At 43.3% G+C, this 13,065-nt stretch carries 12 protein-coding genes; 7 read left to right on the top strand and 5 right to left on the bottom strand.

Features of this window, described 5'->3' with window-relative positions; all coding sequences use genetic code 11:
• Positions 1-162: 162 nt before the first annotated feature.
• Entirely contained in the window at positions 163-741 is a 579-nt protein-coding gene (locus JCM14374_RS15365) for a YitT family protein (RefSeq protein WP_278279272.1), read from the bottom strand.
• Entirely contained in the window at positions 719-1,060 is a 342-nt protein-coding gene (locus JCM14374_RS15360; RefSeq protein ID WP_172674208.1) for a YitT family protein, read from the bottom strand. Before JCM14374_RS15360 ends, JCM14374_RS15365 begins: the two co-directional genes overlap by 23 nt.
• Before the next feature lie 181 nt (positions 1,061-1,241).
• Here JCM14374_RS15360 and JCM14374_RS10285 point away from each other — a divergent pair, with 181 nt between their 5' ends.
• From JCM14374_RS10285 to JCM14374_RS10270, 4 genes are all read left to right on the top strand, one after another.
• Positions 1,242-2,288, top strand: a complete 1,047-nt coding sequence (locus JCM14374_RS10285; protein ID WP_054696893.1) for a mannose-1-phosphate guanylyltransferase — start codon at positions 1,242-1,244, stop codon at positions 2,286-2,288.
• Positions 2,289-2,395: 107 nt separating this feature from the next.
• Positions 2,396-3,748 (top strand): phosphomannomutase/phosphoglucomutase, encoded by a 1,353-nt coding sequence (locus JCM14374_RS10280; RefSeq protein WP_278279271.1) that lies wholly within the window; start codon positions 2,396-2,398, stop codon positions 3,746-3,748.
• Positions 3,749-4,030: 282 nt separating this feature from the next.
• A complete protein-coding gene (locus JCM14374_RS10275) occupies positions 4,031-5,206 on the top strand; it encodes a glycosyltransferase family 4 protein (RefSeq protein WP_054696887.1) in 1,176 nt (391 codons plus the stop codon).
• Positions 5,193-6,233, top strand: a complete 1,041-nt coding sequence (locus JCM14374_RS10270) for a hypothetical protein (protein ID WP_054696886.1) — start codon at positions 5,193-5,195, stop codon at positions 6,231-6,233. The genes JCM14374_RS10275 and JCM14374_RS10270 overlap by 14 nt, the downstream gene beginning before the upstream one ends.
• A gap of 31 nt (positions 6,234-6,264) precedes the next feature.
• Here JCM14374_RS10270 and JCM14374_RS14100 read toward each other — a convergent pair whose 3' ends face one another.
• The 3 genes from JCM14374_RS14100 to pepF all read right to left on the bottom strand — a co-directional run bounded on the left by JCM14374_RS14100 (position 6,265) and on the right by pepF (position 11,851).
• Positions 6,265-9,633, bottom strand: coding sequence for a glycoside hydrolase family 130 protein (locus JCM14374_RS14100; RefSeq protein WP_207641623.1), 3,369 nt, complete (start codon positions 9,631-9,633; stop codon positions 6,265-6,267).
• Positions 9,561-9,833 (bottom strand): hypothetical protein, encoded by a 273-nt coding sequence (locus JCM14374_RS10260; RefSeq protein WP_054696875.1) that lies wholly within the window; start codon positions 9,831-9,833, stop codon positions 9,561-9,563. The genes JCM14374_RS14100 and JCM14374_RS10260 overlap by 73 nt, the downstream gene beginning before the upstream one ends.
• A 221-nt stretch (positions 9,834-10,054) precedes the next feature.
• The gene (pepF, locus tag JCM14374_RS10255) at positions 10,055-11,851 is read right to left on the bottom strand and encodes an oligoendopeptidase F (RefSeq protein ID WP_054696874.1); all 1,797 of its coding nucleotides are present in this window, start codon (positions 11,849-11,851) and stop codon (positions 10,055-10,057) included.
• A 210-nt stretch (positions 11,852-12,061) separates the two neighbouring features.
• Here pepF and JCM14374_RS10250 point away from each other — a divergent pair, with 210 nt between their 5' ends.
• The 3 genes from JCM14374_RS10250 (at position 12,062) to JCM14374_RS10245 (ending at position 13,030) form a co-directional block, all read left to right on the top strand.
• Positions 12,062-12,424 carry a VOC family protein gene (locus JCM14374_RS10250; RefSeq protein WP_054696873.1) on the top strand — a complete coding sequence of 121 codons (363 nt, stop codon included), beginning with the start codon at positions 12,062-12,064 and terminating at the stop codon, positions 12,422-12,424.
• A gap of 100 nt (positions 12,425-12,524) precedes the next feature.
• Entirely contained in the window at positions 12,525-12,674 is a 150-nt protein-coding gene (locus JCM14374_RS15825; protein WP_369397352.1) for a hypothetical protein, read from the top strand.
• Positions 12,659-13,030, top strand: coding sequence for a flavin reductase family protein (locus tag JCM14374_RS10245; protein WP_369397351.1), 372 nt, complete (start codon positions 12,659-12,661; stop codon positions 13,028-13,030). The genes JCM14374_RS15825 and JCM14374_RS10245 overlap by 16 nt, the downstream gene beginning before the upstream one ends.
• The last annotated feature ends 35 nt before the right edge of the window (positions 13,031-13,065 follow it).

Here is a 13,065-nt window from a genome sequence, read left to right as displayed (position 1 = left end):
CCTGGAAAATTAATAAATCCATAACATTCTCTTAATAATTATTCTATTATCCCATCCTTCCTATGTTTATCAAAGTTAATTGAGACTGGTATTTGATAAATACATTAACATAGGTCTGCATTAATCTGTCTTATTCTGCGTAATCTATGTCAATTAATTTGATTAAAAGTCATGTATTTCTGCGCGAAAGCCTTTGCCGTAAACCTCTATGGCTTCGTTTACCGTCATAAAACCACTCGGATCTATAGAAAAAACTATTTCTTTCAATCTCGGCAATTCACTTTTGCCAACTATGGTCATAACCAGCTTCTTTTCTTTACCGGAATAAGCGCCATGACCATCTAGAAAAGTGCATCCCCGATGCAGGTTATGCATTATTGCCGCAGCAATATCATCTGCTTTTTCAGATATAATCATTGCGGTTCTCTTAACCTGCAGGCCTGACTGCACCATATCCACCACCTGGGCCGATACATATATAGAAATAGCTGAATATAACGCCAGCTGCAGATTGGTCACCAATATCGAAGCCGCCAATATAAAAAGGTTAATTAAGAAAAATGTCTGCCCTATACTATATCCACGGTATTTCCTGAAAATAATAGCAATGATATCCAGACCGCCGGATGAACCTTTGCTGCGAAATACGATTCCAGAACCCAGGCCGGCAATCAAACCTCCCAGGAGAGCATTCAAGAACAGGTCCTCTACGCCAAATTTAACTGGTTTTAATAAAGCCAGGAAAAATGACAGACCAGCGGTACCAATCAGGCTGTATAAAAAAAAAACGCCTGCTTACCAGTTTAAAACCTGCCAGAAATATAGGAATATTCAATACGACATACCAGAGCCAAACATCTATTTTGCTTAAGAAGTTTAATACTATGGCTATTCCTGTAATCCCGCCATGAAGTAATTTCACCGGTACTAACACCGACTGCACTCCAAATGCCAATATAAATGTTCCTATAATAATTCCTAATATATCTTGTAATGAAATATTTTCCTTAAAATCTAATAAACTGCCCCGCAATTGATCTGGAATCAACACTTCATTCACCTTCCTTGCATTGTTTTCATATTCTTCCCGGTTTGCATAAAAAACCTGCAGATAATAATGATAATAACCTAATCCGGTATCAATACTATATTAATTGGAAAAAATGAAGTGAAAGTCTGAATAAACATTTGTCTCCAATCATAAATTGTAAATAGTATTTTTGTTGATGGAGGAATACTTAATGATAGCTGTAGTCCTGGCCGGAGGCAGGGGTCTGCGCCTATGGCCGGAAAGCAGGCGCCAGCGCCCCAAGCAGTTATGTAAACTGGTGGGCAGCCGATCCATGCTTGATCATACCCTGGATCGGCTTATACAGGCTGGTTCCTCGCAAATAATTATCATTACCAGTGATGAACTGAACGCTGATATTGCTGATCTCATCAAGCAAAGGCCTGACGCAGATATTATTGAAATCTTAAGTGAGCCTGAAGGTAAAAATACCGCTCCGGCTGTGGGCCTGGTTTTAAGCAAATACATGCACACCATGCCGGATGAAGTCTTGGGCATATTTCCGGCTGATCATCATATATTGAACCCGGCAGTATTTGCTCAGAGTATCGAACGTGCCTGTCAAGCGGCTAAAGCAGACAATCTGGTAACTATAGGTATTACTCCGCAGCGGCCTGAAACGGGATTCGGTTACATAGAACGAAGCAAATGGGAAATAAGTACCCTGCCCGATGTCTTTCCTGTTGATTCTTTCCTTGAAAAACCGGATAGCGCCACCGCCGCAAAATATATGCAAAGCGGCCAGCACCTATGGAATGCGGGGATTTATATCGGCAAGCTGAGCCTTCTAGCCCAAGAATTTTCCACGCATCTCCCTGTGGTTTATGAAAAAATGCTGCAGGGTTTTGAACATTATCTTAGTTCATATGCTGAGCTACCTAATATCAGCCTCGATTATGCCATAGCTGAAAAATCAAATCATATGGCGGTAGTACCCGCTGAGTTTGGCTGGTCTGACCTGGGCAGTTGGAATGCCCTGGCGGAAATTACTCCGGCAGATGAATCAGGCAATATTTGTAACGGCCAAGACATTATCCTGCAGAACTGCAAAGACTGCCTGGTAAGACAACTGGAGAAAACTGTAGTTTTATTTGGCATGGAAAATCTGCTGGTAGTAGAAACCAGCGATCTTATTTTTATTGCCCCGCGAGATAAGGATCAGGAAATAAAACAAATAGTACAAAACCTGGAAATATTAGAACGTCATGATTTGTTATAGAAGTTTCTAAAGTTTTTTTACAAAAAGACTATATAAGTGTGGGGTAAGCCAAATCTCAAAATATAGATTTCCAGGTTTTTTGCAAGGAGGGTAATGTTTATGAAAATATTTTTCGCCAGTATGATATCCGAGGCATCGTGGGTGAGGAATTGAATGAACAAACCATGCATGATATTGCCAAAGCTTTTGCGACCATGGCTATTCGCGAGGGTCATATGAGCATCCTGATCGGCAGGGATAACAGAAAATCCAGTCCTCTTATGCGCGAAATCATGGTGGAAGCTATTCAAAACACAGGGTGTGATGTTATCGATCTGGGAATAGTTATATCACCGGTTTTTTATTTTGCTGCCCGTCATTTAAAAATCGACGCGGGGGTAATGATCACCGCCAGCCATAATCCCGGCGAATACAATGGCTGTAAATTGCTTTTAGGGGACTCCACTATCTACGGCGAGAAGATTCAAGATATAAGGCGTTTGGTTGAAAGGCAGGACTTTTTCAGCGGTCCCCGGGGCAGTATCAAATATGTTGATATTAATGACGCTTATGCCCAAATGATAAAAGAAAAGATAAAACTGGGTCCGAAAAAATTAAAGGTAGCCTTGGATTGCGGTAATGGAACAGCTTCATTTTTTGCGCCGCAAATTTTCCGCAGCCTGGGCTGTGAAGTCATAGAACTTTATTGTGATTCGAACCCTGATTTTCCGCATCATCATCCTGATCCTGTCGATCCCGAAAACATGCGGGACCTGGTGGAAATGGTAAAGAACAGCCATGCGGACCTTGGAATTGGCCTTGACGGCGATGGCGACCGTCTGGGAGTTGTCGATAATAAAGGCCGTCTCACCTGGGGAGATATGCTAATGATTTTATTCTGGCGGGATATACTGCCGCGCTGCCCGGGAACAAATTGCATAGTTGAGGTCAAATGTTCTCAGGCCCTTATTGATGAGATCGAAAGGTTAGGGGGTAATCCCCTTATTTACAAAACAGGACATTCTTTAATTAAGGCTAAAATGAAGGAAACGGGCGCTATATTTACCGGTGAAATGTCTGGACATATGTTTTTTGCCGATGATTATTACGGATATGATGATGCCATATATGCAGCAGCGCGGCTGCTTTTGCTTCTATCTTACAGCGAATTGAGCCTTAGCGATATGCTGTCTGATGTGCCTCAATATTACTCCACGCCAGAAATTCGTCTTCCCAGCAGTGATGAGGAGAAATTTGCAGTAGTAGAAAAGGTAACCAATCATTTTAGAGAACAGTATAAAATTATTGACATAGATGGCGCCCGTATTCTATTTCCTGAAGGCTGGGGTCTTGTCCGGGCTTCAAATACCGGACCTGAACTCATTGTTCGCTGTGAAGCAAAGACCGCCTCATCCCTGGAGGCCATCAAAGAGGTACTCTTTGGCTACCTTCATGAAATTGGGGTGAAAAATACCGTTTAAAATAAAGAGAAATTGCCCATAAGTATAATTATATGATTTTGGGAGGAAGATATTAATTAAGAACTTAACTTTCAATCTTATTAAGGCAAACATAAGCGACCGGATGACGGCGGGATAATAATATGATTTCCTATAACATCAAACAGCATTTTGCCTTACATAAATTTCTCCCAGGTGCGAAAGTTAGGTTAAGAAAAACAATGGGCAAGTAAATCATTAAATCTAAAGGTGTTTTTGAAACGGTAATTCCGCAAAAGCGGGCGAATTTAAAGGAGTGAGAACATGACCATACTGAATCTGGGGACCTATCCTCCGAAGCAGTGCGGCATAGCTACGTTTTCTATGGATCTGCGCAATAGTCTGCTGCTCCATGGCAATGATATTAAAATCATGGCGGTTTCCGACAACAATTATGAATATCGTTATCCGCGCGAACTGGTATTTAATCTTAGGCAAAACCAGAAGGCAGATTACATCAAAGCGGCTAAATTCATCAATGCTTCCCATAATATTGAATTGCTCATAATCCAACATGAATATGGCATTTACGGAGGCCAGGACGGAGAATATATTCTGGAGCTGGCCAAACGGCTGCAGAAACCGTTTATACTGGTGACGCATACTGTATTACCCCACCCCATCAAGAACCAAAAAGATATATTATTCTCCTTATGTCAACGAGCCGCAGCCATAGTCTGTATGACCAGGGGCTCGGCTAAATTATTGGAGAATCTCTATGAAGCGCCGCCGGAACTCATTCATGTAATCGCACATGGGGTTCCGGAATTTGCTGTTAAAGCGCGTCAAGACTTGAAACGCAAATACCGCCTGGAAGGGCGGGAGATTATCAGCACTTTCGGGTTAATAGGACCAGGCAAGGGATTGGAATTGGGAATTGGCGCCCTGGCAACGATTGTTCCTGAGCATCCGGAGGTCACCTATTTAATTCTGGGACAAACTCACCCTATGCTGAAAAAGACCCAAGGAGAAAAATACCGTACTATGCTGGAAGAATTAGTATCTGATCTGAATCTAGATGATAATGTGAAGTTCATTAATAAATATTTAGATGACGAAGAACTGGGAGAATATCTTTATATGACTGATATTTACCTCAGTCCCTATCCCAATAAAGATCAGGCCGTGAGCGGGACAATGGCATTTGCGGTAGGCTGTGGCAGGGCTATTGTATCAACCTCTTATGCTTATGCCCAGGAAGTACTGGCCGGTAAAAGAGGCTTGCTCGCAGAACATGCCCGGCCTGAAGAGCTGGCTGATTTACTGATTATGATCTTGAATGATAAAAAATTGAAATCACAGCTTGAAAAAAAATCTTATGAACTGGGGAAGCAGTGGACATGGTCCGCAGTAGGGCAACAATATACCCGTTTATTTAAACAAATCCTAAATGACCAGTATATCCGGGAGGAAGAATTACTATCTTATGCACGATTATAGACACCTTTTAATGATGACCGATCAAAACGGTATACTGCAATTTTCACGTTTAAATAAGCCTGATCCCCTAAGCGGTTACACCCTTGACGATAATGCCCGGGCCTTGATAATTGCGCTTTCATTGGATGAAGGCTATGAACTGGCCTCTATTTATCTTTCCTATCTCAAACGCGCCCAGAATATTTATAACGGATGGTGCAATCTTATTTACCGTAATGGCAGTTATTCCTCCGCTTTTGATTCGGAAGATAGTGTAGGCCGTGCCATATTAGCGTGTTCTCTCGCTACCTGCAGTCCCTGGGAAGACCTGAGCCGGTCAGCGTTTAACCTGCTGGAAAACAATTTATTCAGGGTTCTAGAATTTTCCTCTCCCCGGGGTATGGCCTATGCTTTGATAGGACTGTGCAAATGTAATATTAACCACCGCCCGGCGAATTATTGGTTTTATATATCACATTTAAGCCAAAATCTGATATCGCTTTATCGATCTAAACACAGTCCGGAGTGGTTATGGTTTGAAGACAATATCACCTACTGCAACGGCATATTGCCACAGGCTATGTTTGCCGTTTATACGTTAAATGGTGATAAACGCGCTTTGAAAATCGGTCATGATTCCATAAATTTTTTGAGCAATATCCTTTTTCGCAAAGGTTATTTAAACATTGTAGGGAACCAGGGCTGGTATAAACGGGGGGGAACCATACCCGTTTACGACCAGCAGCCAGTTGACGCATCATCGATAATTTTCGCATTGGTGGAAGCCTATGAAAGTGTAGGGGTTTCCGAATACCTTGACCTGGCGGTTCTTGCCCACAGCTGGTATCGCGGCGTTAATATTCATGGGCTTTCATTATATGATGAAAAAAGCGGAGGATGTTATGATGGCCTGACGCAACAAGGTGTAAACCTGAATCAGGGAGCCGAAGCCGTAATATCCTTGTTGTTAAGTGATTTGTTGGTAGCCAATGCAGCTCAACAAAGACTCCTGTCAGACAATGTCCTCGAAAGCAGCCCGGTTGTATAGTATGAAAAATTAATTATATTTAAGCCCGTATCTATTTAGATACGGGCTTTATGTGTTTCCCGTTCTGATTCCTAAACGCTGCCGGAATTAAATCAGCCAGAGTAGCAATCGCTACCCCTATACTTGTGTCAGCCGCTCCATAGTACACCAGGATTTCATCTTCATCTTCCAGTACTTCTTTATCCGTACCGGCTACGGCCCCACAGGTAAAAACCACATTGGGAACCCAGGCCCCCGAAAGCCCGATTTCATACTCCTCCTCCGGCTCAAGTATGGGATTGGGAGAACGATATAGAACCTTCTGGGGATTATCCCGATCAACCAGTATTACCCCCAGGCGGTAAACATAATTATAATCAACTCCGTGATAAATCAGCAGCCATCCATATTTTGTCTTGAGGGGCTGGGCCCCCGCGCCTATTTTTAGCGAATCCCACATGCGACCCGGCCTGGGACCAATTATAATAGCATGTTTTTCCCGAATGGGGAATTTCAAATCTTTCATATAAGTAACCCATATACTGGGTTCTATGCGATGATATATTACATACTTCCCGTTAATCTTTTCCGGGAACAGGATAGCGTCTTTATCCCAAATATTCTTAAATGCTAAGCCCTCGCGATGCCAGTTGGTATAATTACCGGATTTGAAATCAGCAACTCCGATAGAAGCTGCGGCTATTTGCGCGATATTGCCATCATAGGCTGTGTATAACATAAATATTTTGTCATCCACAATAATCAGCCGCGGGTCTTCGCATCCCATTTTTTCCTCAGCACCCTCAGGAACAAAAATCGGATCAGGCAGCCTCTCAATCAAGCGGTAACCGTCGGTAATAGCCAGGCCGATGCGGGAAATATCATCAACTCCCACCGCCCGGTAGAAAAGATAGACCTTTTCTCCAATTCTCAGTGACCCGGGATTCAAAACATATTTTGATTCCCAGGCGCTGTTCTCCAATGGTTCCAAAATCGGATTGCCTTTATATCTTTGCAGGTGCCTGCTCGGTTCAGTGGTTATCTCCTGTACCACCACCGCTACATCACGGGGACGAGCCGGCAGTAAGGCATCAAGTAAATTACTGCTGCTTTTGCCGGACTGAATCAGATGAAAAACCAACTGTTCAACTTCCGCAGGTTCATAGCCAAACTCCATATAAAGTCTTTCCAGAAAGTCATGATTAAACCAGCGGCTTTCTACGCTGGTTGTAGCAGGACTGGGTATCTTCAGCCCGCCTTTAAAACTGTAGCTGGCCCAGCTCCAGGCCGTACAGGTAAGGAAGGTTTCGTTCTCCAACACCTGACTTAGACCATAACTCTGGGACATAAGACGAAAAAGCCTGGCAGCTTCGTGTTTACCGTCATTATCTAATAACTCCGCCATTTCCTGCAGTTTTACTACCATCCGCCGGTGATGAAGGTTTTCGAAAATATTGTGGGCCGAAAACTCATCGCCCTTTTGCAAGCCCAGGAGGGAATTTCTAATTTTAATGCCGATGTTCTTACGTTCTGATATGGTCAGGCTGAAAAGGCGCGAGTAATTCTCTACCATGGCCAGACGACGAATCAGGTTGGTAAAATAACGTATACGCGGGTATTTGCCCCCCCGGCCTTTTTCGAGAGTTTTGACTGCGATACGGGCTGTAATCCGGTTCAAATTACTTGTATTATTTTGATAAATAATCCCCATATTCAAATCGCCGCTGAGAATTATAGCCTTCAAATCCACCCATCCGAAACTTTCAGGTTTTATGTTATCAACCAGCCATAGAAGATCCCGATCGGTGTAAATCCAGCTCTCAACCAGATTGGCATAAGTTACTGCATCGCGCGGGTCCATACTGGCCACCAGATCTTCTACCCTATAGAATCCCAATGGAATCATTAAATTGATAGGAGGAAAACGCACCAGCATTTCTCGCAGTAAATCAGAGTGAATACTGAACATCTTCCCCGGTTTATATAATGAAAAGATTCCATCCACAAATTCCTGCATACCTTCCCGGGTGTGCAGATCACCAGGAAGCACCTGTTCCAGGACCGATTCCAGTTCACTTACATACTGCCTAACAGCCGCAACTGTATTATCGGGGCTGGCTGAAACCACAACCCCCAATCCCTCGTTGATAAAAGCATTAAATTTTTCCTCATAGCTTTTGCGCAACTGTTTGAAAATGTTATCTGTAGATACGATTTTCTGATCCGGGCCGGTTATTTGTTTAGGGACTACAACCGGCTTGCCGGGAACATATTCCATATATCCCAGAGGAACAAATGCCGGCTTCTGTTGTTCGCTTCTTTGCAGCCAGTGTTGGGTCATCTCGGATTTAAGCTGCCAGAATTGATTGGTCAGATTTTGACGCACCGATTCCATTTTATGCACCAGCATCTCTTCCTTATCTTCATCAGGCAGATCGGCAATTGTCCGGCTAAATGCGTGCATATCCAGGGTATAGCTGGCTACCCTGCCATTATACAAGGCTGTCAATGATGACAATATTTCAGCCGTACAGGAATTCTGGGATTCAAAACAGTACAGCAGGAATAACTGAAACAAGGCCCGAACCCATAATTCATCTGACAAGCGGAATCGATCCTCCGGCAGATTTACAATTGCGGCTATCATCTCCTGCGCGCTGCATTGTTCAATGATATTTGCATACTGGCTGCACCCTGTCTTGAAATTCTGCAGTAACTCGGGAATTGGATAAACAGTCAAATCAGCCTTTTTCACTTCTCTGCGCGCCAGTATATCTGTCACCTTAATGACCAGACGTTCCTGCAGCCAGATAGCGCTGTCTCTTTTCAAACATTCAAACAAGGCCAAAGATGTATCGTAAAAAATCCGGTTCCGAGAAGCCAGGGTGTGCGGGGTTACCGCTCCTCCCATATTTACTTCACAGATGCTCTTATCCCAACAGAGAGCGCGGGTTAAAAGCCAGAAGTCTATGCCGTAACCGCCGATGCATTGGCCCCAAAAGCGGGCCTCCCTGGCTAATTCCTCAACAAAATCGTGCGCCAGGGCATAGATTCCCCCCAAAGGGTCGCTGATACGGCATCCATAAAAAGATTCCAGAATGGGGGCAGCCAGCATATGCGCGATGCTGTCCATTCCCTGGAACCTGCGCAGACTTCCCAGCACCATGTCATAATGCCCTTGAATAGGGGTTAGCAGGTTTTCCAGCCAGGCATCTTCTATGCCTGGACCTTTATTGCCTGCCATATTGGCGTTAAATATCAAAAGATCCGCTTCGAGGCGTTTGCCGATTTCCAGCATAGCGCGTATGCTGTTACCCCGGCCGCTGATCTCGGCAGGTAGAACAAACGCTATTTGCGGGTGGGTAGCTTCAATTTGTTTATCATTTCGCAGTTTTCCGCTGCGGCAGAATCGCCAATACATATAATCAGCTGTCTTCTCCCTATCCAGGATTCCAATACCTTGTCCACTGAATAAAGCAAGGCCTGCAGTTGTTCGGGTTTTTCATGATAAAAAGGAATACCGACCACCAGATCATAATTGCTGAATTCAGCTATTTGGGAAAACAGATCATGCATCGCCTTATAAAAAAGCCCTTCTGAATAATCATCATTAATGGTCAATATAATATCCTCCTCATATACATGACTGATGCATTCTTACAATAATTATGCGCATTTGCTGGTTTTTATATTTGCTTAAAACCGGTTAATATTATTTTTACGCTTGATACTTGTTAAAAGTGAATTTATTTCCATTTAATCTTAACTAATGAGGCCCATCCACTTTGGGGATGGGCCTCAGTCTGTGAATTTACAGTCATTCGTTCTATCATTCTCTGCTGTTATACCAGGCTCTCAAGCTCAGTCAATAATTTACCGAAATAATCAAGGGCTGAAGCTACCGGTCCCGATGTGCTGAGATCGACCCCGGCTTGTTTTAAAAGTATCAAGGGATAATCAGAATTTCCGCTCTGCAGGAATTTAATATATCTTTTTACGGCCGGTTCACCCTCGTATAAAATCTGTTCCTTTAGTGCCGTAGCAGCCGCAAAACCAGTAGCATACTTATATACGTAAAAGGCTGAATAGAAATGAGGTATCCTGGCCCATTCCAATTCAATCTCCTGATCCAAGACTACCCCTGAGCCGTAGTAAAGTTCATTTAAGCCCCGGTAAATAGAACACAGGGAATCCGCAGTCAAAGCTTCTCCTGCTTCCACCTTCTCGTGAATGATTTTCTCAAATTCAGCAAACATAGTCTGCCGGTAAACAGTAGCCCGGAATTGCTCCAGGTAATGATTAAGCAGATATATTTTTTCTTCACGTTCCAGGTTTTGCTGGAGAAGATGATCAATAAGCAGGGATTCATTTACCGTGGAAGCAACCTCGGCCAGGAATATGGGATACTGGCTGTAGACATAGGGCTGTGCCTGGTGGGAATACAGGCTGTGCAAGGAATGACCCAGTTCATGAGCCAGCGTAAAAACATCGTCCAGTTTATTGTCATAGTTCAAAAGCACATAAGGATGGCTGTCATAAGTTCCCCAGGAATAGGCCCCGCTGGTTTTACCCTCGTTTTCATATATATCGATCCAACCCCCGTTAATACCTGAACGCAGCCGCTGCAGGTATTCTTCCCCCAGAATTTTTAACCCGTCAAAAACCATACTGCAAGCCTCTTCATAAGGGATTTCCTTCTGGTAGTCTTTAACCAGCGGCACATAAATATCATACATATGCAGTTCATCAACCTGCAGCATTTTTTGGCGCAGCTTCATATAACGGTACATATAATCCATTTTCTCATGTACGGTTTTAATAAGGCTGTCATAAACCTCCGGTGATATGTTATCCTGATCCAATGAAGCTATCAGTGCTGACGGGTATTTGCGCGCCCGGGCATAGAAAATATCCTTTTTAACGCTGGAGGACAGAGTCGCCGCCAGGGTGTTTTTTAGCTTGCCGTATGAAGAATATAATCCGCTAAACGCCTCCTGACGCACCCTGCGGTCCTGGCTCTCCATAAACCGTCCAAACCGGCCTTTGGTTAATTCAATTTCCTGGCCATTTTCATCCTTTATTACAGGAAACTTGATATCGGCATTATTCAGCATACCGAAAATATTACCGGAAGCTGAAGACAAGTCCTGGCTCATAGCCAGGAGACGTTCTTCTTCGGGAGATAATATGTGATCTTGCTGCCGCCATAATTGGGCAAAAAAGTGCTGGTATACTTTAAGATCCGCCTGGTTTTCCATGAAAGATTGGACTTTTTCCTTGGGAATCCCGGTCAGCTCCGGAGTAATAAAAGCTGTAGCACTGGCTACCTGTATACCCAGGGTTTCAATACGGTCAACCAGAGTCTGGTAATGTGTATCAGCATTATTCTCATCACGGCGCATACGCGCGTAGGCATACAGTTTTTCACTCAACCGTTCCGCTTCTTCTGATATCCTGAGTCCGGATAAAAGTTCCTGTGCAGATTGACCCAGGCGGCCTCGATATGTTTCAATCTGCCCGCTCAGGTCTTTTAATTTATTAAATTCCTCTTCCCATATCTCCTCCTGCGGGTACATATCCTCTAATTTCCACTTGTGTTCCTGGGCTATTTCTGTGCGTTTCTTTATCATTTCACTCATCTTGTTCCTCCTGAATATTGTTTATATAATTCACTTAGTGGTATCTTAAACCATATTAGTATAGAATAAGCTTCCTTGCTAGTATGCACCCGGTTAAAGGGTTTAAAACTCAACTTGAATTAATTGACTTGATACGGATTCATAGCTTTTGTTTAAAACTATTTATAATATAGCTGGTGCATATAAAATACTAATAAGGAGATAAGAGAATTGAAATTAGCGCATATAGGCCTGGCGGTTTTGGACCTGAAACGATCTCTCGATTTTTACAGCAGGGTATTTTCCTGTAAACCAGCCGGTACAACAGAAATGGAACACGTAAAGATATATTATTTGGAAGGCGAGAATTTCACCTTAGAATTGCTGCATTACCCTGATGAAAATACGCCAAGAAAAACCGGTCTGCATGACCATATCGCTTTACAGGTGGATGATATTGAGCAAGAGATTAACCGTTTAAAAGCATTGGGGGTTGAATTTCTATTTGATGAACCGCGTTCTATCCCCGGAGGCAGATTTATTATCTTCTGTCTGGGACCGGACGGGGAACGAATAGAACTGATACAGGGATAATTAATTGAAAAAAACCACAGATAAACACAGATTTGAACCTGATGTAACCAGTTAGTTATGGTACAAAATATTCGATTATGTTGAAAAGGAGTTGCTTTTAATGCTCGCTAATTTAAAATACCATGAAATGTCCAGGGAGATGCTGGAGCAACTGCCCCGGGGGGCGTTCCTGTCAGTTAAAGCAGGTGAACGTATAAACACCATGACCATAGGCTGGGGTGCAGTCGGTTATATGTGGCAGAAGCTGTAATGGTGGTAATGGTGCGTTATTCACGCTATACCCACGAATTAATCAGTGATGCTCAAGATTTCTCGGTAAGCGTTCCTTTGGAAAATGATTTTAAGAAAAGCCTGGCCATAGCGGGAAGTAAATCAGGAAGGGATATGGATAAATTCCGGGAGCTAAATTTGACCATCACTCCGGGCCAAAAAACAGAAGCTCCAGTTATCGCAAACTGCGGACTTATTTACGAATGCAGGATTATGTACCGGCAGCCCCTCGACCCAGAAGGACTGGATGAAACAATAAAAACCAGGTTCTATAGCGATGAAGACTATCATGTTCTCTACTTCGGTGAAATACTGGCCTGCTACAAGAATGATTAAAGGCAAAAGCATAACACTTCCGCCTCTGTTGTAGT

Origin of the sequence: Syntrophomonas palmitatica JCM 14374 (genome assembly GCF_001311885.1) — a bacterium.
Taxonomy (GTDB): Bacteria; Bacillota; Syntrophomonadia; order Syntrophomonadales; family Syntrophomonadaceae; genus Syntrophomonas_A; species Syntrophomonas_A palmitatica.
The sequence above is the reverse complement of the archived record's forward strand: the minus strand, read 5'-3'. Positions and strand labels throughout refer to the sequence as shown.

What these genes read in the sequence shown, in the direction of transcription:
- JCM14374_RS10285 (WP_054696893.1), top strand. Translation starts at nt 1,242, where the DNA reads ATGATAGCTGTAGTCCTGGCCGGAGGCAGGGGTCTGCGCCTATGGCCG.
- JCM14374_RS10275 (WP_054696887.1), top strand. Translation starts at nt 4,031, where the DNA reads ATGACCATACTGAATCTGGGGACCTATCCTCCGAAGCAGTGCGGCATA.
- JCM14374_RS10270 (WP_054696886.1), top strand. Translation starts at nt 5,193, where the DNA reads ATGCACGATTATAGACACCTTTTAATGATGACCGATCAAAACGGTATA.
- JCM14374_RS14100 (WP_207641623.1), bottom strand. Translation starts at nt 9,633, where the DNA reads ATGTATTGGCGATTCTGCCGCAGCGGAAAACTGCGAAATGATAAACAA.
- pepF (WP_054696874.1), bottom strand. Translation starts at nt 11,851, where the DNA reads ATGAGTGAAATGATAAAGAAACGCACAGAAATAGCCCAGGAACACAAG.
- JCM14374_RS15825 (WP_369397352.1), top strand. Translation starts at nt 12,525, where the DNA reads ATGCTCGCTAATTTAAAATACCATGAAATGTCCAGGGAGATGCTGGAG.